18 protein-coding genes are annotated in these 24,399 nt (G+C 69.0%); 14 read left to right on the top strand and 4 right to left on the bottom strand.

The window, feature by feature from the left end:
* Positions 1-93 precede the first annotated feature (93 nt).
* Positions 94-1,104 (top strand): aldo/keto reductase, encoded by a 1,011-nt coding sequence (locus tag ABZ796_RS01145; protein ID WP_357333883.1) that lies wholly within the window; start codon positions 94-96, stop codon positions 1,102-1,104.
* A gap of 135 nt (positions 1,105-1,239) precedes the next feature.
* On the opposite strand, the gene ABZ796_RS01150 is transcribed toward ABZ796_RS01145, so the two are convergent.
* Positions 1,240-2,319, bottom strand: a complete 1,080-nt coding sequence (locus tag ABZ796_RS01150; RefSeq protein WP_357333884.1) for a citrate synthase — start codon at positions 2,317-2,319, stop codon at positions 1,240-1,242.
* Between the two features lie 114 nt (positions 2,320-2,433).
* Here ABZ796_RS01150 and ABZ796_RS01155 point away from each other — a divergent pair, with 114 nt between their 5' ends.
* The 6 genes from ABZ796_RS01155 to ABZ796_RS01180 all read left to right on the top strand — a co-directional run bounded on the left by ABZ796_RS01155 (position 2,434) and on the right by ABZ796_RS01180 (position 7,964).
* Complete coding sequence (locus ABZ796_RS01155; protein WP_357333886.1) at positions 2,434-3,423, top strand: DUF2332 domain-containing protein; 990 nt, start codon at positions 2,434-2,436, stop codon at positions 3,421-3,423.
* Positions 3,424-3,634: 211 nt separating this feature from the next.
* Positions 3,635-5,164 carry a Re/Si-specific NAD(P)(+) transhydrogenase subunit alpha gene (locus ABZ796_RS01160; protein ID WP_357333888.1) on the top strand — a complete coding sequence of 510 codons (1,530 nt, stop codon included), beginning with the start codon at positions 3,635-3,637 and terminating at the stop codon, positions 5,162-5,164.
* A 12-nt stretch (positions 5,165-5,176) separates the two neighbouring features.
* Positions 5,177-6,577: a Re/Si-specific NAD(P)(+) transhydrogenase subunit beta gene (gene pntB / locus ABZ796_RS01165; protein WP_357333890.1), complete on the top strand. Its 1,401-nt coding sequence runs from the start codon at positions 5,177-5,179 to the stop codon at positions 6,575-6,577.
* A gap of 94 nt (positions 6,578-6,671) precedes the next feature.
* Positions 6,672-6,827 (top strand): hypothetical protein, encoded by a 156-nt coding sequence (locus ABZ796_RS01170; RefSeq protein WP_357333892.1) that lies wholly within the window; start codon positions 6,672-6,674, stop codon positions 6,825-6,827.
* A gap of 8 nt (positions 6,828-6,835) precedes the next feature.
* Positions 6,836-7,297 carry a YitT family protein gene (locus tag ABZ796_RS01175; protein ID WP_357333894.1) on the top strand — a complete coding sequence of 154 codons (462 nt, stop codon included), beginning with the start codon at positions 6,836-6,838 and terminating at the stop codon, positions 7,295-7,297.
* A 52-nt stretch (positions 7,298-7,349) separates the two neighbouring features.
* Complete coding sequence (locus ABZ796_RS01180) at positions 7,350-7,964, top strand: nitroreductase family protein (protein WP_357333895.1); 615 nt, start codon at positions 7,350-7,352, stop codon at positions 7,962-7,964.
* Positions 7,965-10,117: 2,153 nt separating this feature from the next.
* Here the strand turns inward: ABZ796_RS01180 and ppgK are convergent.
* Positions 10,118-10,873 carry a polyphosphate--glucose phosphotransferase gene (gene ppgK / locus ABZ796_RS01185; protein WP_357333897.1) on the bottom strand — a complete coding sequence of 252 codons (756 nt, stop codon included), beginning with the start codon at positions 10,871-10,873 and terminating at the stop codon, positions 10,118-10,120.
* A gap of 78 nt (positions 10,874-10,951) precedes the next feature.
* On the opposite strand from ppgK, the gene ABZ796_RS01190 reads away from it, so the two are divergent.
* Positions 10,952-12,370 carry a fatty acid desaturase gene (locus tag ABZ796_RS01190; RefSeq protein WP_357333899.1) on the top strand — a complete coding sequence of 473 codons (1,419 nt, stop codon included), beginning with the start codon at positions 10,952-10,954 and terminating at the stop codon, positions 12,368-12,370.
* 67 nt (positions 12,371-12,437) lie between these two features.
* Here the strand turns inward: ABZ796_RS01190 and ABZ796_RS01195 are convergent, their stop codons facing one another.
* Both ABZ796_RS01195 and ABZ796_RS01200 read right to left on the bottom strand, forming a co-directional pair.
* Complete coding sequence (locus ABZ796_RS01195; protein ID WP_357333901.1) at positions 12,438-14,792, bottom strand: MMPL family transporter; 2,355 nt, start codon at positions 14,790-14,792, stop codon at positions 12,438-12,440.
* 21 nt (positions 14,793-14,813) lie between these two features.
* Positions 14,814-15,377, bottom strand: coding sequence for a TetR/AcrR family transcriptional regulator (locus tag ABZ796_RS01200; RefSeq protein ID WP_357333903.1), 564 nt, complete (start codon positions 15,375-15,377; stop codon positions 14,814-14,816).
* A gap of 112 nt (positions 15,378-15,489) precedes the next feature.
* Here ABZ796_RS01200 and ABZ796_RS01205 point away from each other — a divergent pair, with 112 nt between their 5' ends.
* The 6 genes from ABZ796_RS01205 (at position 15,490) to ABZ796_RS01230 (ending at position 24,395) form a co-directional block, all read left to right on the top strand.
* Positions 15,490-16,062: a TetR family transcriptional regulator gene (locus ABZ796_RS01205; protein ID WP_357333905.1), complete on the top strand. Its 573-nt coding sequence runs from the start codon at positions 15,490-15,492 to the stop codon at positions 16,060-16,062.
* Between the two features lie 75 nt (positions 16,063-16,137).
* Positions 16,138-17,337: a M15 family metallopeptidase gene (locus ABZ796_RS01210; RefSeq protein ID WP_357333907.1), complete on the top strand. Its 1,200-nt coding sequence runs from the start codon at positions 16,138-16,140 to the stop codon at positions 17,335-17,337.
* A gap of 171 nt (positions 17,338-17,508) precedes the next feature.
* Complete coding sequence (locus tag ABZ796_RS01215) at positions 17,509-18,441, top strand: DUF559 domain-containing protein (protein WP_357333909.1); 933 nt, start codon at positions 17,509-17,511, stop codon at positions 18,439-18,441.
* A gap of 127 nt (positions 18,442-18,568) precedes the next feature.
* Positions 18,569-20,521, top strand: a complete 1,953-nt coding sequence (locus ABZ796_RS01220) for a M13-type metalloendopeptidase (protein ID WP_357333910.1) — start codon at positions 18,569-18,571, stop codon at positions 20,519-20,521.
* Between the two features lie 166 nt (positions 20,522-20,687).
* Positions 20,688-22,355 carry a M4 family metallopeptidase gene (locus ABZ796_RS01225; RefSeq protein WP_357333912.1) on the top strand — a complete coding sequence of 556 codons (1,668 nt, stop codon included), beginning with the start codon at positions 20,688-20,690 and terminating at the stop codon, positions 22,353-22,355.
* Between the two features lie 405 nt (positions 22,356-22,760).
* Entirely contained in the window at positions 22,761-24,395 is a 1,635-nt protein-coding gene (locus ABZ796_RS01230; RefSeq protein ID WP_357333914.1) for an ABC-F family ATP-binding cassette domain-containing protein, read from the top strand.
* The last annotated feature ends 4 nt before the right edge of the window (positions 24,396-24,399 follow it).

Consider the following 24,399-nt stretch of genomic DNA (forward strand, 5'->3'; position numbering starts at 1 on the left):
GTATCGATCCGGAGACGAGCCTCAGCCAGGGAGAGGCCGTCCCTGGATGAGTCGGCCCTGCCGTACCTCCCGGGAAGCCTGCACGGTGGAGGCATGACGAACTCACAGACAGCCCAGACACAGTTCCAGAAGCGCCGGCTCGGCAGCACCGGACCTGAGGTCACCTCCCCCGCGCTCGGCGGGATGAGCCTCTCCGGCGCCTACGGCGCGGTCGGCGACGAGGAGGGTGTACGCGTCATCCACGCCTACCTCGACGCCGGCGGCACCCTGATCGACACCGGCGACTTCTACGGCGCCGGCCACAACGAGATGCTGATCGCGAAGGCGCTGCGCGAGCGCAGCCGCGAGGACGCGGTGCTCTCGGTGAAGTTCGGCGCACTGCTCACCCCGGTCGGGATGCCGGCGGGCTTCGACGGCCGCCCCGAGGCGGTGAAGTCGTTCCTGACCTACTCGCTGCAGCGGCTCGGGACCGACCACATCGACATCTACCGCCCCGCCCGCCTGGACCCGCAGGTGCCGATCGAGGAGACCGTGGGTGCGGTCCAGGAGCTGGTCGCTGCCGGCTATGTACGCCACATCGGGCTGAGCGAGGTCAGCGCCGACACGATCCGTCGTGCCGCCGCGGTGGCCCCCATCAGCGACCTGCAGATCGAGTACTCCCTGCTCACCCGGGGGATCGAGACCAACGGCATCCTCGACACCTGCCGCGAGCTGGGGATCGGCATCACCGCGTACAGCGTCCTCGGCCGCGGCCTGATCGGCGGCAGCGGCGCCCTCGGCGGCTCGCTCGCGCACATGCCGCGCTTCCAGGGCGACAACCTCGATCACAACCGCGCCCTGCTCGCCACCCTGGAGGAGATCGCCGCGTCCAAGGGCGTCACCCTCGCCCAGCTCGCGATCGCCTGGGTCGCCGCCCGCGGCGAGCACATCGTCCCCGTCATCGGCTCCCGGAAGGTGAGCCAGGTCGAGTCGATGGCCGGGGCCAACGCGGTCCGTCTCGACGACGCCGACCTAGCCCGCATCGACGCCGCCGTCCCCGTCGGCGCCGCCCGCGGCGACCGCTACCCGACCCATTTCATGACCCAGCTCGACAGCGAACGCTGACCCCGCCGACGCGTCAGTTTTCGACGCCGAGACGTCGAAACTTGACGGCGAGACGTCAGTTTCTGCCCGAAAACTGACGCCTCGCTGTCAGAAGTCGACGCCTCGGCGTCAAGAATCGACTCTTCGCGGGGCGGGTCAGGTGTTGGGATCCGTCGCGCGCCAGCGCAGCGGATCCTCCTCGGACTCCTCGGCGACGTGCGCAGCGAGGCCGGCCGTACGGCCCACCTGGAAGAGCACTTCCGCGGCGTCGTCGGGCAGACCGCAGATGAGGACGAGTGCGGCGAGCGCGCCGTCGATGTTCGGTCGGCGCTCGGTCCGTGCCGCGATCTCGCTCAGGCGCGCCAGGGTCGGCGCAGCACCCTCGACCAGGGCGAGGCGCGCGAGGATCGCGTCGGCTCGCGGGTCGCCCTCGGGATGTCGCCAGTGCCCGAAGCCGGTCAGTCCCTGCTCCGCGTCATCCGGGCCGCCGCTCCTCAGCACCGCAAGCGCGGACGGACCGATGCCGCCGTGCAGCCGACCGGAGAGCGCGGCATAGCCGGCGACGAGGCAGTCGTACGCCGAGGCCCGCGCCGACGCTGCGACGCGGGCGGCCACCACCGAGGCCGCCAGGCCGTGGTCGACGAGCGAGACCAGCGCGGTGTTGAGCGCGCCCACCTCCCGCGGGCTGCCGGGGCGCCCGGCGACGGCGGCGAAGATCGCGTCGGGGAGCGGCCGGTCCGGCTCCGCCTGACCGCCGAGTGCGACGGGCGCGGCGGAGAGCAGCCCCTTGGCGATGCCGGCCGCAGCGGCGGGCTCGACCCGCTCGCCACGGGACCCCGCCCACTGTGCGAGCCCGGGGAGCCGGCGGTTGAGCGGCAGCGCGGACAGGTGTGCCGGCACCTCGACGGCGACCGCGGGAGCGGTGTTAAGGACGAGGTCGACCACTTCGTCGAACGGCTCGTCGGCCAGGTCGGCCAGCGGCACGCCGCGCAGGAACAGCTCCCCTTCGCGTACCTCGCTCACGCTCGAGCGGACCGCACGCATCGGCAGCACGCCGAGCGGGGAGCCGGGGTGGTGACGGGTGCCGGCCAGCGCGTCGATCTCGGCGCGGTCGAACAGGCTCTCGCCGCCGTTGCGGCGCCGGGTGAGCAGGCGTCGGCTGACATAGGTGTAGAGAGTCGTGCGCTTCACCCCGAGGCGCTGGGCCGCCTCCCGGGTCGTGATCCACTCCGTCACGTCGTCACTCTCGCCCATGGACCGGCTTCGGCGCCACGTCGACTCGATCGACATCGCGCGGTGCTGCCCCGCGGAGGCACGGTGAGCTCCCGACCCGTTCCCGGAGGAGACGCCATGCTGCCGCTGAACGACCTGACCGACATCCGGGAGAACTACCGCTACCACGCCGCCGAGATGTCCACCTCACCCTGCTACCACGCCTGGGCGAACGGAGTCGCCGACGACCCGGAGGTGCTCCGGGTGCTGAGCGACCTGCCCATTCTGAAGCAGCAGGCCAACCTGGTCTTCGCCGCGGCCCGCCGGCACGGCCTGGAGCCCGGGCCGTACGAGGACCTGCGGGCACTGTTGCTCGGACCCGCGTGGCCGGCCGTACGAGACACGATCCTCGCCCGTCGGACGCAGACCAACGAGGTCGCCCGGCTGACGGCGCTGACCCCGGCGCTCGGCATGCTCGGGGACGGGCCGCTCGCTCTGGTGGAGCTCGGCGCCAGCGCGGGTCTGTGCCTCTACCCGGACCGCTACGACTATGTCTGGGGCGGCGCGGGCCGTCTCGGCGGATCAGGAGGCCCGACGCTCCGGGTCCCGTCGGTCGGGCCGCTCCCGGTCCCTGCACGACACCCGCGCATCACCGCTCGGGTCGGGGTCGACCTCAACCCGCTCGACGTCACCGACCAGGAGGACATGAGCTGGCTGCTCACCCTGATCTGGCCGGGTCATGACGAGCGACGCGACCGTCTCGCCGCCGCGATCGAGGTGACCAGGGCCCAGCCGCCCCACCTCATCGCCGGGGACATGCTCGACCGGCTGGACGATGCGCTCGACGTCGCCGCCGCCTCGGGCGGTGTGCCCGTGGTCCATCACAGCGCCGCCGTGGCCTACCTGGACGAACGCGACCGCGTCGAGCTCGAGAAACGCCTGCGTACGCTGGTCGCAGCCGGCCGCTGCCACTGGATCAGCCTGGAAGGTCCGCGAGTGATCCCGTCGCTCGCCGCGACGGCGGCAACCTCTCCCTCTGCCGACCACCACTTCTGTCTCGCTGTCGACGGACAGGCGGTCGCGTGGTTGCAGGGCCACGGCGCGGCGCTCGGCTGGGGCCGACTGTGAGGGCGTGAGGAAGACCACAGGTATTGGACCGATACAACCGGACAACCCTGGTGTCCACGGGCTGATCTGCCCTACCGTTACCGGCCGGTAACCAGCACGGTGGGGTTCCGGACCCGGCCGGTCATGAATCGGTCACGCGCTGATCGGCTGACCGGGGTCCCACCATGCTGGAGACTGAAGACACTGCGCAGCTAGACCCAAGGAGTCGAGGATGCTCATCGGAGTGACCCGAGAGACGAAGCCCGGGGAGACCCGGGTGGCGGCCACCCCCGCGACCGTCAAACAACTGACCGGTCTGGGCTATGACGTCGTCATCGAGGGTGGAGCCGGCGAGGCGTCCAGCTTCCAGGACGAGGCGTACGCCGAGGCCGGCGCCCGGATCGGCACGGCCGCCGACGCGTGGGGTGCCGACCTGGTCTTCCGGGTCAACGCCCCGTCCGTCGGCGAGGTCGAGCTGCTGAAGAGCGGCGCCACCCTGGTGGCCCCGCTGGCACCGGCCCAGAGCGGCGAGCTCCTCGACGCCCTGGCCGGCCGCAAGGTCGACGCCTTCGCGATGGACGCGGTGCCGCGCATCTCGCGGGCGCAGTCCATGGACATCCTCTCCAGCCAGGCCAACATCGCCGGCTACCGCGCCGTGGTCGAGGCCGCTCACCGCTTCGGCCGCTTCTTCACCGGCCAGGTGACCGCGGCGGGCAAGGTGCCGCCGGCGAAGGTGCTGGTGGCCGGTGCCGGTGTGGCCGGTCTGGCCGCGATCGGTGCGGCGAGCTCGCTGGGCGCGATCGTGCGTGCCACCGACCCGCGTCCGGAGGTCGCCGACCAGGTCAAGTCGCTCGGCGGTGAATACCTGAAGGTGGAGGTCGAGGTCGAGAAGTCGACCGACGGCTACGCGAAGGCGACCTCGGAGGCGTACGACCAGCGTGCCGCGGAGATCTACTCCGAGCAGGCCGAAGACGTCGACATCATCGTCACCACTGCGCTGATCCCGGGCCGCCCGGCGCCGAAGCTGATCACCGCCGCCGACGTGGCCTCCATGAAGCCCGGCTCGGTCATCGTCGACATGGCGGCCGCGATGGGCGGCAACGTGGAAGGCACCGTCAAGGACGAGGTCGTCACCACGCCCAACGGCGTCACGATCATCGGCTACACCGACCTGCCCGCGCGTCTTCCCGCGCAGTCCAGCCAGCTCTACGGCACCAACCTGGTCAACCTGATGAAGCTGGTGACACCCGAGAAGGACGGCGTACTCGCCCTCGATCTCGAGGACCAGGTCCAGCGCGGCCTGACCGTCGTGCACGACGGCGGCGTCCTCTGGCCGCCCCCTCCGGTCCAGGTCTCCGCGGCTCCGGTCGCAGCCGCTCCTGCGGAGGTCGCCACCAAGGAGGAGAAGAAGCCGCTCTCCGCCAGCGCGAAGCTCGCGCTCGTCGGCACCGGTGCGCTCGCGCTCTTCCTGCTCAACGCGGTCGCTCCGGCCGAGATCACCCGGCACTTCACGGTGCTGACGCTGTCGGTGGTGATCGGGTTCTACGTGATCGGCCATGTGCACCACGCGCTGCACACCCCGCTGATGTCGGTGACCAACGCGATCTCCGGGATCGTCGTCGTGGGCGCCCTGCTGCAGCTCACGGTCGCCGACAACGTGGTGCTCGTGCTCGCGGGCATCGCCACGCTGCTGGCGAGCATCAACATCTTCGGTGGCTTCGCCGTGACCCGCCGCATGCTCTCGATGTTCCGGAAGGCCTGAGGTAAACACGTCATGGATATCTTCTCGATCGCCGGCGCCGCCTACCTCGTCGCCGCCCTCCTCTTCATCCTGTCGCTGGCAGGGCTGTCCAAGCACGAGACCGCCTCGCAGGGCTGGCTCTACGGCGTGGCCGGCATGACGCTGGCACTGGTCGCCACCGTCATCCAGGTCGTCGACGGTGGCACCACCACCGCGGTGATCGTCCTGGTCGCCGCCGTCGCCGTCGGCGCGGTCATCGGCCTGTGGCGTGCCAAGGTCGTCGAGATGACCGGCATGCCCGAGCTGATCGCGCTGCTGCACTCCTTCGTCGGTCTGGCCGCCGTCCTGATCGGCTGGAACGGCCACCTCGAGGCCGCCGCCGGTCACATCGACGGAGGTGCCATCCACTCCGCCGAGGTCTTCATCGGCGTCTTCATCGGCGCGGTCACCTTCACCGGCTCGATCGTCGCCTTCCTCAAGCTCTCCGCGCGCATCTCCTCGGCGCCGCTGATGCTGCCCGGCAAGAACGTGATCAACATCGGCGCCCTGGTCGTCTTCGTGATCCTCACGGTCGTCTACGTCATCAACCCGACGCTCCCGCTGCTGATCGCGGTCACCGTCGTCGCGCTGGCGCTCGGCTGGCACCTGGTCGCCTCCATCGGTGGCGGCGACATGCCGGTCGTGGTCTCGATGCTCAACAGCTACTCCGGGTGGGCCGCGGCCGCCTCGGGCTTCCTCCTGGGCAATGACCTGCTGATCGTCACCGGCGCCCTGGTCGGGTCCTCGGGTGCGTACCTCTCCTACATCATGTGCAAGGCGATGAACCGCTCGTTCATCTCGGTCATCGCCGGCGGGTTCGGTATCGAGGCCGGGCCGTCCGGTGACGTCGACTACGGCGAGCACCGCGAGATCAACGCCGAGGACACCGCCGAGCTCCTCGCCGGCGCCTCCTCCGTCGTGATCACCCCGGGTTACGGCATGGCCGTCGCCCAGGCGCAGTACCCGGTCGCCGAGCTCACCCGCATCCTGCGTGACAAGGGCGTGGACGTACGTTTCGGCATCCACCCCGTCGCCGGCCGTCTTCCGGGCCACATGAACGTGCTGCTGGCCGAGGCCAAGGTGCCCTACGACATCGTCCTGGAGATGGACGAGGTCAACGACGACCTGGCCGAGACCGACGTCGTCCTGGTCATCGGTGCCAACGACACCGTGAACCCGGCCGCCGCCGAGGACCCCAGCAGCCCGATCGCGGGCATGCCCGTCCTGCGGGTCTGGGAGGCCAAGAACGTGGTCGTCTTCAAGCGGTCGATGGCCGCGGGCTACGCCGGTGTGCAGAACCCGCTCTTCTTCCGGGACAACTCGCAGATGCTCTTCGGTGACGCCAAGGCGAAGGTCGACGAGATCGTCAGCGCCCTCGCCCGGGTGCCTGCCTGATCTGGTCAAACGCTTCCTGACCAGCGGAAACGTGATGCAAGTCTCGCGCTGGTGAATTCTGCTCGGCTCGGATGCGACACCCAGAATGAGTGTCGTGTCCGAGCCGTTCGCAGATTCCCTCGAGTCGATCCGCGTCCCCCACACCCTGCTGGAGGACGCGCTCGGCTACGTGACCAGCATCGTGGTGACCTCGCTGGGTCTCTACCTGATCCAGTCGGTCGGCGCGGTGACCGGTGGCACCGCCGGCTGAGCCTGCTGGTGAGCTACTGGACCGGGCTGCCGTTCGAGGTGCTGTTCGTCCTGGTCAACCTGCCTTTCTTCGGGCTCGCGCTCTCCAAGAAGGGCGTCGGGTTCACCCTGCGGTCGCTGGGCTGCGTCATCGCGGTCTCGGCGATGACCCGGGTCCATGCCGACCTGCTTCCGCTCGACGGCCTCGACACCGTCTACGGGGTCGTGGCCGGCAACCTGCTCGTCGGCCTCGGACTCCTGGTGATCTTCCGCCACGGCGCCTCGCTGGGCGGCTTCAACGTCCTCGCCCTGCTCCTGCAGGAGCGGCTCAACCTCCGGGCCGGGTACGTCCAGATGGGCCTCGACGTCAGCGTCGTCCTGCTCGCGCTCTTCGTCGTCGCGCCCGTGACGGTGCTCCTCTCCGCCCTCGGTGCGGTCGTCCTCAACATCATCCTGGCCTTCAACCACCGGCCCGGCCGCTACCTCGCCTGAGGCGCTCTGAGACGTTTGTCTGCCAAGTTGGTAGACATCGCAGAATAGGGGCATGACTGCCGCGAAGCGCGCGCCCCAGGCCGGCGCCGAGGACCTGACCGAGCACCTGCGCGACCGCTGGTCGGTGAGCGTCTTCGACCCGGACCACGAGGTCTCCGACGCCGAGATCAGGCTGCTCCTCGAGGCGGCCCGGTGGGCGCCGAGCGCGGGCAACAGCCAGCCCTGGTCGTTCCTGGTCCTGCCCCGCGGCTCGGCCGGCCACCAGACGTTCGTCAGCCACCTCTCGCGCGGCAACTCCGGCTGGGTGCCGCGGGCCTCGGCCGTCTTCGTCGCGATCTCCCAGGTCGGCGTGGGCCCGGACGGCAACGGTCCCAAGTGGTCCGACTACTCCCACTACGACCTCGGCCAGGCGGCCGCGCACCTGACCGTGCAGGCCGCGTCCCTGGGGCTGTCCTCCCATCAGTTCGCCGGGTTCGACCACGACGCCGTGGCGGCGGCCTTCGGCGTACCGGACTGGTGGAAGGTGATGACCGGCATCGCGGTCGGCCTCCACGGCGACCCCGCGCAGGTCGACCCGCGCGACGCCGAGCGCGAGGAGCGCGAGCGCGTCCGGCGGCCGCTCGAGGAGATCGCCTTCGCTGACAAATGGGGCACGCCCTGGGTCTGATGCCGCGGGCGGGCGTCCCAGAAGGCCATAAAAAGGACGTACCCATCGGGGCATCGGTCTAAGGTTCCTGGGTGGAGAACGGTCAGAGAGCAGGTCGACTCCGGCGCGTCGTGGCAGGTGTGTTCGTGCTGGGGGTGCTGGGCGCCGGCCTGGTGACGACCGCGCCGGCAGCCGTCGCGGCGCCCAACGACGGTGTCGGCGAGTCCTCGCGCACCCGCTACGTGCTCGACGAGAAGGCCAGGACCGTCAAGGTGAAGGCCGAGGTCACGGTCACCAACCAGCAGCCGAGCACGGCCACGACCTATTACTTCCTGACCGGTCACGCGATCCCGATCCCGGCCGGGGCGACGAAGGTCAAGGCGAGCAGCAACGGCGCGAACCTGCCGGTGAGCACCGAGAAGATCAAGGGCACCGGTCTCGCGGTGGTGACTGTGTCCTTCCCCAACCTCTACTACGGCAAGTCGCGCACGATCACCTGGACCTACGAGTTGAAGGGCGCCCCGATCCGGGCCAAGAAGAATCACACCCGGATCGGCGAGGGATACGCGGTCTTCCCCGTGATCGGCCTCGGTGACGACGGACAGGTGACCGTCGACGTCGTGCTGCCGAAGTCGATGACGTTCACCGCCTCCTCGGGCGACTTCAGCAAGCGCACCAAGGGCAGGACGACGACCTGGCACTCTGAGGGCGACTTCGTCGACGCCGGCGTCTCCGCGCGCGACCCGAAGGCCTTCGACGAGAAGAAGATCGAGGTCGGCGACACGAAGCTGTCGCTGCAGAGCTTTCCCAAGGACAAGGAGTGGATCGACTTCGCCGAGAAGCGGGTCACCGAGGGCATGCCGGTGCTGGAGGAGCTGACCGGCAACGAGTGGCCCGGTGGGCTGGAGACGATTCGTGAGGACGGCTCGGCGGAGGCGGTCGGCTACGCGTGGTTCGACTCCGACGCCGACGAGATCGTCGTCTCCGAGGACCTGGACACGGCGATCCTCTACCACGAGATGACCCACGCCTGGATCAACCCCGACATCGTCGAGGGCCGCTGGCTGAGCGAGGGCCTGACCGAGGTCGTCGCCCAGCACGCGACGAAGAAGGTCGGCGCCAAGGGGCAGAAGTACGGCAAGGTGAAGCGTCGCAGCAAGGCCGCGTTCCCCCTCCTGACCTGGGATGCCGCCGGTTGGAGCCAGGAGAAGGACGCGTACGGCTACCCGGCCGCCTACACAGCCGTCTCGGCCATGCTGGCGGACCTCTCCGACGAGGAGCTGACCCATGTGGTCGACGACGTCTACGACGGCCGCAGCGGTTACGACCCCGCCGATGACGAGATCACCAGCGGCCCGGTCGACTGGCGCCTCTTCCTCGACATCGTGCAGAGGTACGACACCGATGCCTCCCCGGAGAAGCCGCTGAAGAACTGGGTGCTCACCCGCGCCGAGGCCAAGCAGCTCGAGCCCAGGGCCGAGGCCCGCAAGACGTACGCCGAGATCGACCGCGTCAACGGCGAGTGGCTGCCGCCGCTGGGACTCCGCGACGTCATGGCCGCGTGGACCTTCGAGGACGTGGACGGTGTCGTCAGCCTGATCGGTGAGGCGAACGCCGATGCCGCTGCGGTCCAGGCGGCGGCCGAGAAGGCCGACCTGCCGGTGCCGGCGGCGGCGAAGGAGGCGTACGAGGGCGCCAACGAGGACGACCGATATCGCGAGCTCGCCACCACGCTGCCCCGCACCGCCGAGGTGATCACCGAGGTCGGTGAGGCGACGGCCGATGTCGACGGGATGCAGAACCCGCTGACCGAGCTCGGTGAGCTGGTGCTGTTCCTCGATGTGGGTGCGGCCAGTGCTCGAGCCGACCTGAACAACGGCTATCTCGAGGACGCCTCGGCCACCGCTGCCGGGGTGCGCGCGCGGGCCGACTGGGCACTGGTCGTCGGACTGGTCGCGCTGCTCGTGCTCGCTTGCGCGGCGTACGCGGCCTACCGGGTGTTCTGGAACCCGTCGGCGCGACGCCGGCGGGCCGAGCGCAGGGCCTTCCTCGTGCAGGCGAAGAAGACGAGGAAGGCGGGGGCTCCGTGGGATTCTCGACCTGCCTGGCCACCGATGCCGTCCGCGCCGCCGATGCCGCCGGCGCAGCCGCCCGGACCGCCGTCAGGACCGCCGTCAGTCGGTGGCGAGCTCTTCGGCGTACAACGCGGCCCCGACGGCTCCCGCGGTGTTGAGCAGTTTCGCCGGGATGATCTCGGTGTCCAGGTCGAGCAGCGGCAGGAACTCCGCCGCCTCCTTCGAGACCCCTCCGCCGACCAGGAATAGGTCGGGCGAGAAGAGCATCTCCAGGTGCTGGTAGTACTTCCGCAGCCGCTTGGCCCAGTGCTTCCAGGAGAGCTCCTCGCGCTTGCGGGCGACGTTGGACGCGCGCGTCTCGGCGTCGTGGCCGTCGAGCTCGAGGTGGCCGAGCTCGGAGTTGGGCACGAGCACACCGTCGTAGAGGAGCGCCGAGCCGATGCCGGTGCCGAGCGTGGTCATGATGACCAGCCCGCGGCGGCCCTTGGCGGCGCCGTAGCGGACTTCGGCCAGCCCGGCGGCGTCGGCGTCGTTGACCACGTGCACGTCCCGGCCGGTGGCCGCGGTGAAGATCGCGTCGGCGTCGGCGCCGATCCAGGACTTGTCGATGTTGGCCGCGGAGTGGACCACGCCGTGACGTACGACGCCGGGGACGGTCACGCCCACCTTCCCGTCGTAGTCCGGGAACTGGGCGAGGAGGTCCACGAAGATCTCGGCGATCGCCTCCGGGGTCGAGTGTTCAGGGGTCGGGATGCGTACGCGTTCCTCGGCGAACTCGCCGGTGGCGAGGTCGATCGGGGCACCCTTGATGCCCGTGCCGCCGAAGTCGATGCCGAAGGGCAGGCTCGTCGTCATACGCCCATCCTATTTACAACCGCCGACGTGACGTACGACACTTGACAGATCATCTTGATTTGTCAAAGGGGCCAAACGATGGAGATCGCGAACAGCACCGTGCCCGACGGCTCGACCGAACGATGGCGCGACAAGAAGCGATATCTGTGGCTGCTGGGCCTGGTGGTGCCACTCCTCGGGTTCATCGCGATCGGCGGCTGGCATCTCACCGACATCGGCGCGTTCCTCTGGACCGGGCCGATCATCATCCTCATCGTCGTGCCGGCGATCGACCTGTTCGCGGGGCTCGACCAGTCCAACCCGCCCGACGACATGATCGAGGCGCTGGAGAAGGACAGGTACTACCGCTGGATCGTCTACTCCTACCTGCCGCTGCAGTACGCCGTCTTCCTCGGCGGCATGGCCATCGCCGCCCACGGCGCCCTCGACGGCCACACGCTGAGCATGGTCGACCGGGTCGGGCTGGCGATCTCGGTCGGCTGCATCGGCGGCATCGGCATCAACACCGCCCACGAGCTCGGCCACAAGCGCGAGGACGTCGAGCGCTGGCTCTCCAAGGTCGCGCTCGCGCAGAGCTTCTACGGCCACTTCTACATCGAGCACAACCGTGGCCACCACGTCCGCGTCGCGACGCCCGAGGACCCGGCCTCAGCCAAGGTCGGCGAGTCCTTCTACACCTTCTGGCCACGCACGGTCTGGGGGTCGCTGAAGAGCGCGTGGAGGCTGGAGAAGAAGAGGTACCCCCGCCGCGACCAGCACCCGTTCCGGATCGGCAACGACGTGCTCAACGCCTGGCTGATGTCGGCCGTGCTCTGGGGCGGGCTGATCTTGTGGCTCGGACCTGTGGTGATCCCGTTCCTGCTGATCCAGGCCGTCGTCGGGTTCTCGCTGCTCGAGGTGATCAACTACATGGAGCACTACGGGATGCTGCGGCAACCCGTCGGCCGGCGCTACGAGCGCGTCGACCCCAGCCACTCGTGGAACTCCAACAACATCGCCACCAACGTGCTGCTCTACCACCTGCAGCGCCACAGCGACCACCACGCGAACCCGGTACGCCGCTACCAGACCCTGCGTGACTACCAGGAGTCTCCGGTGCTGCCGACCGGCTATGCCGGGATGATCCTGCTCGCGATCGTGCCGCCGGTCTGGCGCCGGGTGATGGACCCCAGGGTGCTGGCGCACTTCGACGGCGACATGTCGCGGGCCAACATCCTGCCGCGCAAGCGTGACCGGATCCTGGCGAAGTACCCGCCGCCGGTCGCAGATCGTGCCGAGACCGGTGACGACACCGTCGCGCAGGTCATCGGCCAGGAGGTGCTGGCCGCCCGCTGTCCCGGGTGCGGCTACAACTACCGGGTGGAGGAGGGCAACGAGGCCGAAGGGTTCGCCGCCGGCACATCGTGGGGGGACGTGCCGGACGACTGGTGCTGCCCGGACTGTGGCGTGCGCGAGAAGGTCGACTTCGTGCCTCTCGCCTCGGACTCCGTCTCGTAGCCGTCCTCGGACGGCAACAGCGCCCGGCCTCGTACGAGACCGGGGGCTGTCTGCTGCCGGGCGCCGCTCAGCCCTTCGCGAGCTCGGGTTCCCGCGGCTCCTCGGTGTAGCGGTCGGTGAGGTAGTGCCGCTCCAGGCTCTCGCCCTCGACGTCGACGTTGGGGAGGATCCGGTCGAGCCACTTCGGCAGCCACCAGGCCTTCTCCTTCATCAGGTACATCAGGGTCGGGATGAGGAGCATCCGGACCACGAAGGCGTCGAAGAGGACCGCCGCCGAGAGCGCGAAGCCCATCGACTTGATGATCGGGTCGTCCATCAGGATGAAGCCGGAGAACACCGCGGTCATGATCAGCGCCGCGGCGGTGACGACGCGTGCCGAGTTGCGGAACCCGTCGACCACGGCCTCGCGGTAGGAGGCGCCGTGGACGTGGGCCTCGCGGATCCGGGTCACCAGGAAGACCTGGTAGTCCATCGCCAGCCCGAAGACCAACCCGATCAGGAAGATCGGGATGAAGCTGACGATCGGCTGGCCCTCGAAGATGCCGAAGGCGCCCTCCTGGAAGATCGCGACCGTGGCCCCGAGCGTGGCCAGGACCGAGAGCAGGAAGCCGAGCGTCGCGGTCAGCGGCACCAGGATCGAGCGGAAGACGAGCATCAGCAGGATGAACGCCAGGCCGATCACGATCGCGAGGTAGGGCAGCAGCGCGTCGTTGAGCTTCTCGGAGATGTCGGACATGATCGCCGAGGTGCCGGTGACCGCGAGGTCGGTGCCGGTCGCCTCCTCGATCGCGCTCTCGCCCGCACGCAGCTCGGCGAGCAGATCTTCGGTCGCCTCGTCCTCCGGGGCGGTCTCCGGTTCGATCAGGATGACCGCGCCGTTGTCGTTGCCCGAGGGCGGGACCACCTTGGCCACGCCGTCCAGCGAGGCGGCCCAGTCGGCGACCTCGGCGTACGCCTTCTGCTTCGCGGCCGTGTCGCCGGACATGTCGCGGGCGTCGACCACGAGCATCATCGGGTCGAGGCGGCCCGGGCCGAAGCCCTCTTCCACCAGCTCGACCGCCTGGCGGCGCGAGCTGTCCGCCGGAGCGGTGCCGTCGCCCGGCATGCCCAGGTGCAGGTCCTTGAACGGGATGGCCAGCGAACCGAGGCCGACGACGGCGATCAGCACCCACACGATCGGCGCCTTGCCGATGAACCGGGCCCAACGTACGCCGTTGTTGAGGATGTGGCCGTCGGCCTCACGCTTCGGGTTGTAGCGGCGTACGGTCAGGCCGAAGGCCTTCGACTTGAACAGGCCGAGGATCGCGGGCAGCAGGGTGAGCGCGACCAGGACCGCGACCACGACGGTGACGGCGGCGCCGAGACCCATCGCGGTCAGGAACGGGATGCCGACGACGCTGAGCGCGGCGAGGGCGATGACGACGGTCAGGCCGGCGAAGACGACCGCGGAGCCGGCGGTGCCGACCGCGATGCCGATCGCTTCCTCGCGGTCGTCGGTGTGGTCGAGCTCGCTGCGGTAGCGCGACAGGATGAAGAGGGCGTAGTCGATCCCGACCGCCAGGCCGATCATCGTGGCGAGCATCGGGGTGGTCGAGGAGACATCGGTGAAGGCGGTCAGGGCGGTGATGCCCATCGTGCCGATGCCGACGCCGACGCCCGCGGTGATGATCGGGAGGCCGGCGGCCACGAACGAGCCGAACGTGATCAGCAGGATGAACAGGGCGATGATGATGCCGAACAGCTCCGAGCTGGCGCTGCCGATCTCCATGACCTGCATGCCCTGGCCGCGCACCTCGATCTGCAGGCCGGAGGCCTCGGCGCCAGCCTTGTTCGCAGTCTCGACGACATCGGTGACCTCCTTCTGCATCTCGGGAGTCACGTCGGTCGCCTCGAGGTCCTCGAACTCGGTGGAGATGAGGCCGATCCGGCCGTCCTCGGACAGCGTCGGCTGGGCCTGGAGCTGACCGAGCAGCATCTGCAGCGCCTGCTGCGTCGTCACCTCCTGGCCGCTCTCGGCCGACATCGCCTTCGCGGTCGCCGGGGCAGCGGCCTCGGCCATCTCCGGGGTCCAGAGGTAGGAGATCTGGTCGGGTACGTCGTCGAGCGCGGCGAGCTTCGTGACGAGGTCGTTCACCGCTGCCTGGTTCTCGGGAGTGGTGAGGGTCTCGCCCTCGGGAGCGGCGACGACCACCTCGATCGAGGCGGCGTCCAGCACCGAACCGCCTTCGGTGCCCATGATCTCGGGCAGCTCCTCGGCGGCCTCGACCGACTCGAGGCCGGGCATGGTGAAGGTGGTGGACATGGGCTTGGACATCGTGGTCGCCACCGCGCCGATGCCGATGATCACGACCAGCCAGGCGGCGATGAACACCGGCCATCGCCGGTAGGCGGTCTTTCCGAGTCGATAGAGCAGCTTGGCCATCAGGGGTTCTCCCTAGGTAGGTCAGAAGAGATCGACGAGGTCGTCGAAGATCCGGGTGAAGTGGTCGGCGACGGTGCCGTCCGACGGGTTCTCGAGATAGCGGTCGAGCGCGGCGTCGAAGACGACGATCACGAGCTTGAGGAGGACTCCGGCGATCTCCGGAGACATGCTGTTGCCCTCGCGCGCGGAGAGCACCTCGGCGAAGTGGTGGGTGGCCTTCTCGAAACGCCCGTGTGCCGCCTCGTGCACCTGGGGGTTGCGGACGAAGACGTGCCGAACGAGCCGGAGCTCCTCGCCGTCGATGTGGTCGGCCTCGAGCAGCGTGCGGATCAGGGCGCACAGGTCGGCGCGCAGCTCGCCCGTCGGCCCGCCCTCCACGAACGTCGCGACCAGCGCCGGGTCCGGATCGTGATCGGGGCCGAGGACGGCGTCCATCTTGCCTGGGACGTGGTTGAACAACGTACGCCGCGAGACGCCGACGCGGTCGGCGAGATGGTCCATGGTCCACCCGTCGTACCCGAACTCGTCGGTGAGCTCGAGCGCGGCGCGGTGGATCGCCTTGGGTGTCCCCTCGAGTCGCTTCACAACGTTGCACTTTCACTCATAGAGTGCATTCTTGCACCCTGGGGGTATTGAGTGCAAAACAATGTGGGCTGGTTCACGTGGCCGCGCCGGACGGCCACTAGACTTGGCGCCCATGGAGGACGGCAGACCTGAGACGACCACTCGTCAGCGGATCCTCGACGCTGCCGTCGAGATGACCACCGAGACGGGATGGGCGAGCGTGACGATGTTGCGCATCGCTGAGCGGTGCGGGGTCAGCCGGCAGACGGTCTACAACGACATCGGTGCCAAGCCGGCGCTGGCGAAGTCGCTGATCCTGCGTGAGCTCGAGCAGTTCCTCGCGGTCGTGAGCGCGGCCTTCGATCAGGAGGACGACTTCCTTCCGGCGATCCGCCAAGCGACGTACGCCGTCCTCGACCGCGCCCAGGACAACAAGCTGCTGCACGCGGTGGTCTCGGCGACCCACGGCGCCGACACCGAGCTGCTGCCCTTCCTGACCAGCCACAGCGAGGGGCTGCTCGGCTACGCGACCGAGATCATCCACGAGCACATCGAGAGGTTCGACCACGGGCTGAGCGACCACCAGGCGGATGTCGCCATCGAGACGGTCGTGCGGGTCGTGCTCAGCCACGTCATGCAGCCCACCAAGTCGCCCGACGAGACCGCCGACGACATCGCCTGGCTGCTGTCGCGCGTCCTTGCTTGAGTTACCCGTGAGTTGGGTGCTCACCGGCCCTCGCCTAACCTTCCTGCGGGGAGGTAAAGGATGCGAAAGGTCTCGTTGAGAGCGACCGCGGCGATCGGCGCGGTCCTCGTGGTGACCCTGGCAGCCTGTGCGGGCGAGCCGTCGAAGCCCGGCTCGGGCTCGCCGAGCAGCAGCCCCAGCGCCAGCGGGCCCGTGAAGGACGAGAGCCCCGTCGCCGACCCTTCCCACGCCGTCGACATCCCCGGCAAGCGCGAGGGCACGCTCCACTCCACCGACCTGCTGATCCTCTCCGAGGACACCCTCTCCTCCGGCGACGTCAAGAAGATCCGCGCGCTCGACGGCGTCTCCGGCGTCGAGCAGATCTCGATGGCCCAGGTCAGCGTCGAGGGACGGCTGGTGAAGGTGGTCGCCGTCGACCCCTCGACCTACCGCAACTTCGCCCCCTTCCAGAGCGCCGACTCCGACGAGGTCTGGCAGCGCGTCGCCGGCGGTGAGGTGGCGATCGACCCCGAGCGCCAGGACGAGCTCCCGGCCGACAAGGACGGATTCGTGAGGCTCGGCTCCAAGAAGGACGCCGCCTCCGTCCACGTCGGCGCCTACGCTCCCCAGCCGCCGGGTCTCGCCGCGGCCGTCGTCAACCACAAGTGGGGCGAGGAGATGGGCATGGAGAAGGGCAACGCGCTCATCGTCTCCACCGCCGCCATCGCCCCCAACCGGGTCGTCAACCCGATCCAGAAGGTCGTCGGCTCGGACGCCTCGGTCCAGCGCCTCGACGTCGTCGCCCGCGCGGGTCTCGACCCCAACGCTCCCCAGAAGGCGTACGTCGTCGGCACCGTCGCCGAGGCCGTCGGCAACTACACCTACCGGGCCAACGGCGACGGCACCATCACCCCCGCCGCGAGCTGGGTCAGCTCCCACATCGTGACCGCCCAGGTGCCGATCCTCGGCTCGGTGACCTGCAACAAGGTGATGATCCCGCAGCTGCGCGCCGCGCTGCAGGAGGTCGTCGACCGCGGTCTGGCCAGGACGATCGACCCGAAGCAGTACGCCGGCTGCTACTACCCCCGCTTCATCGCCAACACCGCCCAGCTCTCCAACCACGCCTTCGGCACCGCCGTCGACCTCAACACCGCCGGCAACCAGCGCGGCACCGTGGGTGAGATGGACCGCACCGTCGTCTCCATCTTCGAGCGCTGGGGCTTCACCTGGGGCGGCAACTGGAAGTGGACCGACCCCATGCACTTCGAGATGAACCGCATCGTCAAACCGGGCTGACCCGCTGTCGTGCTGGCCGCTGTCACGCATGTGCGTGGAAGTGGCAGGGCTCAGCGGCCAGGGCGGCGCAAAACCCCGCATTTGCACGGTTCGTGCGGTGGTGCGGCAGTTATCCACAGGTGGGCGGAATGCGGGCGACAGAGTTGCGGCACGTGCCGGACCGTTGCGTGCATGACAGTTGATCGGGACTCCGAGACAGGGTTCGACTCAGCGCGGCCGTTCCATCGCTCGGCGGCGGTCGCGGTGGGCGGTGCCAAGCATCTGCGCACTCCCGCCTACAGGCGCCTGCTCCACGGCATCTATGTCGCGGCATCGGTCGAGGTGACGCCTGCGCTCGTCGCCGAGGCCGCGCTGTTGCCGTTCGGCGAGAAGGCATGGGCGAGCCATGCCACGGCGGCCCGGGTCCTGGACCTGCCGATTCCGGCGCTGCCCGGTGAGCACGTCACGGTCGTCGAACGCCGCCGCCGGCGCAGTCGCAGGGATGTGACCTGCCATCTTGCGGCGAGGGGCTGGGTCAACGAGGTGCGTGGTGTCCGGGTCTCCTCGCCGCAACAGGTCTTCGTCGAGCTCGCCACGCAGCTGAACCTGGTCGATCTGGTGATCGTCGGTGACCACATGGTGCGCAAGGGGCTCGTCGACCTCGAGACGCTGAGGAAGTTCTGTGCCGACGCCTCCGGCCCGGGTGCTGCGCGGGCGCGGACGGCCGCCGGCTACGTACGCAACGGGGTGGACTCTCCGATGGAGACCCGCCTTCGGTTGCTGATCGTCCTCGCCGGCCTCCCTGAGCCCGAGGTCAACCTGCTGGTCGGCGACGAGGTCGAGCGCCGAAAGTACGACCTCTCCTACCGTCGTTCGAAGACGATCCTCGAGTACGACGGCCGCCAGCACGTCGAGCGCATCGAACAGTGGGAGGCCGATCTCGAGCGGCGGGAGGGGATCGACGACGATCAGTGGCGCATCCTGGTCTTCGTCGCGAAAGACATCTACAAGTCGCCCGGGGCGACCCTCCAACGGATCCACCGAGTCCTGCGCCTGCGCGGTGAGCCCGGCGTACCGGCGACGCTCTCCGACGCCTGGCGCGCCCACTTCCCGGGCTGGTCCTGACCCAGCCGAGGCGAGATCCGCGCACGTGCGGGGATCTCGCGTCCGAACGTGGCCAATGTGGTGCAACTTCCCCATATCTGTGGGGTTGTTGCTGACCTGCTTGGGACCTCACATCTAGGCTGGGCGCGTGACGATCCTTGATGACGCCCGTCCGGGCATGGACGACAGCATTCGGCCGCAGGACGACCTGTTCGGGTTCGTCAACGGCACCTGGCTCCGGGAGGTCGAGATTCCCTCCGACCGGTCCAGCTGGGGGCCGTTCGTGATGCTGGCCGACCAGGCCGAGAAGGACGTACGCGCGATCATCGAGGAGCTGGCGGCCTCCGGTGGCGAGCCGGGCAGCGACGCCCAGAAGATCGGCGACCTCTTCGCGAGCTTCATGGATGAGGAGGGGGTGGCCGCACGCGGCGTACGTCCTCTTGACGGTCTGAGGGCTGCCGTGGACGGGCTCCGCGACGCGGACGATCTGGCGGCGTTCTTGGGCGAGGTCGAGCGGATCGGCGGGCACGGGCTGTTCGGTTCCTACGTCGACAACGACGACAAGCAGTCCGACCGCTACATCTTCAACCTGCTCCAGGGCGGCCTCGGGCTGCCCGACAAGGACTACTACTTCGACGAGAAGTTCGCCGAGGTGCTGGGGAAGTACACCGACTACCTCGAGCGGCTCTACACGCTCGCCGAGCACCCCGACCCGCGTGCGGCCGCCGAGACGATCATCCGGATCGACACCCGCCTGGCCGAGGGCCACTGGGCGCGCGAGGAGACCCGCGACAAGCAGAAGACCTACAACCTGCTGACCCTCGCCGAGCTGCGCGAGCTGGCCCCCAACTTCAACTGGGACGCGTACGTCCGCAATCTCTCCGGTTCGAAGCTGACCACCGAGGAGGTGCTCGGTGAGGTGGTCGTGCGGCAGCCGTCGTTCTTCGCCCACCTCTCGACGGTGCTCGGCGAGGTCGACATCGACGACTGGAAGCTGTGGCTCTACTTCCACGTGCTGCGCTGGGCCGCGCCCTACCTGACCGACGACTTCGTCGAGACCAACTTCGACTTCTACGGGCGCACCCTCAACGGCACCCCTGAGCTGCGCGAGCGCTGGAAGCGCGGGGTCGCGCTGGTCGAGGGTGCGATCGGTGAGGCGGTCGGCAAGGAGTACGCCGCGCGCCACTTCCCGCCCGAGGCGAAGGCGCAGATGGACGAGCTGGTCCGCAACCTCCTGGAGGCCTACCGCAAGTCGATCTCCGAGCTCGACTGGATGGGCGAGGAGACCAAGGAGAAGGCCTACGAGAAGCTCGACAAGTTCACGCCGAAGATCGGCTACCCGAACAAGTGGCGTGACTACTCCGGACTGACCATCGCCAAGGACGACCTGATCGGCAACGTCTCGGCGGCCTCGATCTTCGAGACCGACCGGCAGCTCGGCAAGCTCGGCGGCCCGGTGGACCGCGACGAGTGGTTCATGCTGCCGCAGACGGTCAACGCCTACTACAACCCCGGCACCAACGAGATCTGCTTCCCGGCCGGCATCCTGCAGCGCCCGTTCTTCGACAAGGACGCCCACCCGGCGGAGAACTACGGCGGCATCGGCGCGGTGATCGGCCACGAGGTCGGCCACGGCTTCGACGACCAGGGTGCCCAGTTCGACGGCGACGGCAACATGCAGGACTGGTGGTCGCCGGAGGACAAGGCGGCCTTCGAGGTGAAGACCAAGGCGCTCATCGAGCAGTACTCAGCGCTGTCGCCGCGGGATCTCCCGGGTGAGTTCGTCAACGGTGCGCTGACCGTCGGCGAGAACATCGGCGACCTCGGCGGCCTGACGATCGCGCACACCGCCTACATGCTCGCCACCGACGGTGCCGCCGGGGTCGGCGACCGGCAGCGGCTCTTCCTCAATTGGGCCTACGTGTGGCGTACGGTGCGCCGCAAGGAGCAGGCGCAGCAGTACCTGACCATCGACCCGCACAGCCCGCCGGAGTTCCGTGCCAACATCGCGCGGAACCTGGAGGAGTTCCACGAGGTCTTCGGCACCGCCCCGGGCGACGGGCTGTGGCTCGATCCGGAGGAGCGCGTACGGATCTGGTGACCTGTGCAGGTGGGGGTATTGGTTAATATTCGATAACAACGTAAAGGAGTTACGCGGGGAGGCGGCTTCATAAATCCGCATTGCAGGAAGTTGTTTCTTCTCGGTATCGATTCTGGTGCAAGGATTCCATCCATCCTGGTCCCCACAATCGAGGAGAACCCCCACGATGCGTATTGCTCGAGTAGCGGGAGCGGCAACCGCTGCCGCTGTTGCAGGAACTGCCTTCATCGCCTCCTTCGGAAGTCCGGCCGGCGCCACCCCTGCCGGCTCTGCCTCCACCATCACGCCTGAGACCCTGGCCGCCCAGAAGGTCATCGACGACGAGTCGATCGCGGACAAGGCCATCAGCGCACTGACGAGCAAGCCGTCGACCTCGAAGGTCGGTTCGGGCCAGGAGCTCGAGCCCGTGGTCACCCTGAAGGACGCCAACGGTGCCACCCACGTTCGGATGAACCGGACGTACGAGGGCCTCGAGGTCGTCGGCGGCGACCTGGTCGCCCACCAGAGCAAGGCCGGCACCCTGACCTCTGTCTCCCAGGGGCTGACCAAGGTGCTCGACCTCTCGGTGAAGCCGGCCGTCACCGGGCCTGCGGCCACCAAGACCGCGCTGACCCTGGACGCCGTCACCAAGACGATCACCGACCTCCAGGCCGACAAGAAGTACGCGCCCGAGCTCGTCGTCGACGCGGTCGAGGGCACCCCGACGCTGGCGTGGCGGGTGACCACCAAGGGCAAGCAGGCCGACGGTACCCCCTCTCGCCTCGCGACCTACGTCGACGCGGCCACCGGCAAGGTGCTGCGTCGGGTGGAGGGCATCCACACCATCGACGGCGAGGGCAACACCCTCTACTCCGGGACCGTCCCGCTGCAGGTGAAGCAGAACGGCTCGAAGTACGAGCTGCGTGACGAGACCCGTGGCGGCACCTACACGACCGACATGAACAACGCCGAGGACAGCCTGCTGTGCCAGCTCCTCGGGTTCGGATGCGCTGCCGGGACCGTGGTCACGAGTCCGACCACGACCTTCGGCACCGGCTCCAACGCCGACCGGGCGACCGCGGCGGCCGATGCGCAGTACGGCACCAACGTCACCTGGGACTACTTCAAGAACGTCCACGCCCGTGACGGCATCTTCGGCGACGGCTCGGGCTCCTACAACCGGGTCCACTACGGCAACGGCTACGTCAACGCCTTCTGGGACGGCGAGAAGATGACGTACGGCGACGGTGACGGTGTCGGCTACGGACCGCTGGTCTCGCTGGACGTCGCGGGCCACGAGATGACCCACGGTGTCACCGAGCACACCTCGGGCCTGGAGTACTCCGGTGAGTCCGGTGGCCTCAACGAGTCCACTTCGGACATCTTTGGCACGGCGGTCGAGTTCTACGCCGACAACGCCGAGGACCAGGGCGACTACCTGATCGGTGAGTCCTTCATCCTCGACGGCGGCGACCCGCTGCGCCGGATGGACAACCCGTCCTTCGACGGCAACTCGGTCAACTGCTGGTCCTCCTCGACCGGTGACCTCGACGTCCACTACTCCAGCGGTGTCGGCAACCACTTCTTCTACCTGCTCTCCGAGGGCTCGGGTTCGAAGACGATCGGTGGGGTCGAGCACTCGAGCACGACCTGTGACGGCTCGACCATCGCCGGGATCGGTCGCGACAAGGCGGAGCAGATCTGGTTCCGCGCCAACTCGACCTACTTCACCTCGACCACCGACTACGCCGGTGCACGCGACGCGACGGTGAAGGCGGCCTCGGACCTCTACGGTGCCTCCAGCCCCGAGGTCGCGGCCGTCGAGGCGACGTGGACCGCGGTCTCCGTGAGCTGACCTGATCGCGCTCTCTCCAGAAGCGGTTCCGACGGCGTCCTCCCTTCAAGAGAGGGCGTCGTCGTCCGCTTTTGGTAACTAAAGTACGAATTCGGGCGTGTGGTTATGTCGGTGCGGCGATTGGACGCATACTGGAGATGCCGGGCCGGTTCTGCGGGTCCCCGTGGGGGAGGACCAACAGCGCCGGCTCGGCGTTGTCATGTGCGCCCTGGGTGAATAACGGTTCGCGTGGACGGGGCGTCGTTGTCTACCCTGGAGGCATGTACTCCGGTATCGCCTACATGCGCCTGCGCCCCGTCGCCTGACGGCGGCGCTCCGAGGCATACTCCCGCCGCTGTCCGGCCATCTGCCGGGTAGCTGCCATCGCGCTCCCGGCTCTCGTATGCGAGCTGGAAGTTCACTGTCGTGTCTGTACAGACCCACCATGCCCACCTGCGCGCCGAGGACATCTCGGTCACCCGGGGCGGGCGCCCCGTCCTGCGTGACGTCTCCCTGACCGTCTCCGCCGCCAACCGGTCCCGGTTGGTCATCGTCGGCGAGAACGGCCGGGGCAAGACCACGCTGCTCCACGTCCTCGCCGGACTGCTCGTCCCCGACGCCGGCCGTGTCCAGCGGCACGGCAGCCTCGGTCTGGCGCAGCAAGCCCTGAACGTACGTCCTGGGGACACCGTCGGCACCCTCACCTCCGCCGCGCTGGCAGAGTCCCACGCCGCGCTCCGGGCTCTCGACGAGGCTGCCGCGGCGCTGTCCGAGGACCCGGCGGACACGTCCGGGACGTACGCCGCCGCGCTCGAGCGCGCGACCATGCTGGATGCCTGGGACGCCGACCGCCGGGTGCAGATCGCTCTCGAGGCGCTCGGCGCCTGCACCGATCACGGGCGGGAGCTGGCGACGCTGTCGGTCGGCCAGCGCTACCGGGTGCGGCTCGCCTGTCTGCTCGGCGCACACCATGACCTCCTCGTGCTCGATGAGCCGACCAACCACCTCGACGCGTCGGGGCTGGCGTTCCTGACCGAGCGGGTCCGGGCACATGCCGGGGGCGTCGTACTCGTCTCTCACGACCGCGCGCTGCTGCGTGCGGTCGGTGAGGAGTTCCTCGACCTGGACCCGAGCGAGGACGGCCGGCCCAGGACGTACGCCGGTGGCTACCAGGGCTGGCAGGACGGCCGGCGCCGCGACCGCGAGCGCTGGGAGCAGGACTACACGGCCCAGCAGGAGGAGCACCGGCGGCTGCAGGACTCGGTCTCGGCGGCGCGGGACCGGCTGAGCACCGGCTGGCGGCCGCCGAAGGGCACCGGGAAGCATCAGCGACAGACCCGGGCGCCCGGCCTGGTGCGGTCGTTCAACCGTGACCTCGCGGCGCTCGAGGCGCACCGCGTCTCCGTGCCGGAGCCGCCGATGTCGCTGGGTTTCCCCGCGCTCTCGGCGGGTGCGGGCACGCTGCTGAGGTGTGCGGAGGTCGCTGTTCCGGGCCGCCTGGCCGGGCCGGTCTCGCTCGAGATCGATGCCGGTGACCGGCTGCTGGTCACCGGGCCGAACGGTGCCGGGAAGTCGACGTTGCTGCAGGTGCTGGGCGGGTTGCTCGCGCCTTCCGCCGGGTCGGTGTGGACCTCGTCGGGGACTCGGGTGGCGCTGGTGGGACAGGAGGAGCCGGAGTGGGCTCTGGGTCTGACCGCGGCCGAGATCTATGCGCAGCACTGCGGCCGCCTGGCCGCCGCCGGGGTGGTGCCGGAGCGGGCGATCCCGTCCTTGCGGTCGACCGGGCTCGTGGACGCTGAGGCGCGGCGTACGCCTGCTTCGCGGTTGTCCCAGGGACAGCAGCGGCGGCTCGAGCTGGCGTTGCGGCTCGCCTCGCTCCCGCAGCTGGTGATCCTGGACGAGCCGACCAACCATCTCTCGGCCGGGTTGGTCGACGAGCTCACGATGGCGCTGCGGTCGACGCCGGCCGCCGTGGTCGTGGCCACGCATGACCGGCAGATGCTGGCTGATCTCGCCGACTGGCCTCGATTGGCGCTGGGCAGTTCTGTGGGTGGTCCCTGATAGA

The organism is Nocardioides sp. NPDC047086 (assembly GCF_040643685.1).
Lineage (GTDB): Bacteria > Actinomycetota > Actinomycetes > Propionibacteriales > Nocardioidaceae > Nocardioides.

Coding starts and splice junctions, on each gene's coding strand:
- ABZ796_RS01145 (WP_357333883.1), top strand. CDS start 94: ATGACGAACTCACAGACAGCCCAGACACAGTTCCAGAAGCGCCGGCTC.
- ABZ796_RS01155 (WP_357333886.1), top strand. CDS start 2,434: ATGCTGCCGCTGAACGACCTGACCGACATCCGGGAGAACTACCGCTAC.
- ABZ796_RS01160 (WP_357333888.1), top strand. CDS start 3,635: ATGCTCATCGGAGTGACCCGAGAGACGAAGCCCGGGGAGACCCGGGTG.
- pntB (WP_357333890.1), top strand. CDS start 5,177: ATGGATATCTTCTCGATCGCCGGCGCCGCCTACCTCGTCGCCGCCCTC.
- ABZ796_RS01180 (WP_357333895.1), top strand. CDS start 7,350: ATGACTGCCGCGAAGCGCGCGCCCCAGGCCGGCGCCGAGGACCTGACC.
- ppgK (WP_357333897.1), bottom strand. CDS start 10,873: ATGACGACGAGCCTGCCCTTCGGCATCGACTTCGGCGGCACGGGCATC.
- ABZ796_RS01190 (WP_357333899.1), top strand. CDS start 10,952: ATGGAGATCGCGAACAGCACCGTGCCCGACGGCTCGACCGAACGATGG.
- ABZ796_RS01195 (WP_357333901.1), bottom strand. CDS start 14,792: ATGGCCAAGCTGCTCTATCGACTCGGAAAGACCGCCTACCGGCGATGG.
- ABZ796_RS01205 (WP_357333905.1), top strand. CDS start 15,490: ATGGAGGACGGCAGACCTGAGACGACCACTCGTCAGCGGATCCTCGAC.
- ABZ796_RS01215 (WP_357333909.1), top strand. CDS start 17,509: ATGACAGTTGATCGGGACTCCGAGACAGGGTTCGACTCAGCGCGGCCG.
- ABZ796_RS01225 (WP_357333912.1), top strand. CDS start 20,688: ATGCGTATTGCTCGAGTAGCGGGAGCGGCAACCGCTGCCGCTGTTGCA.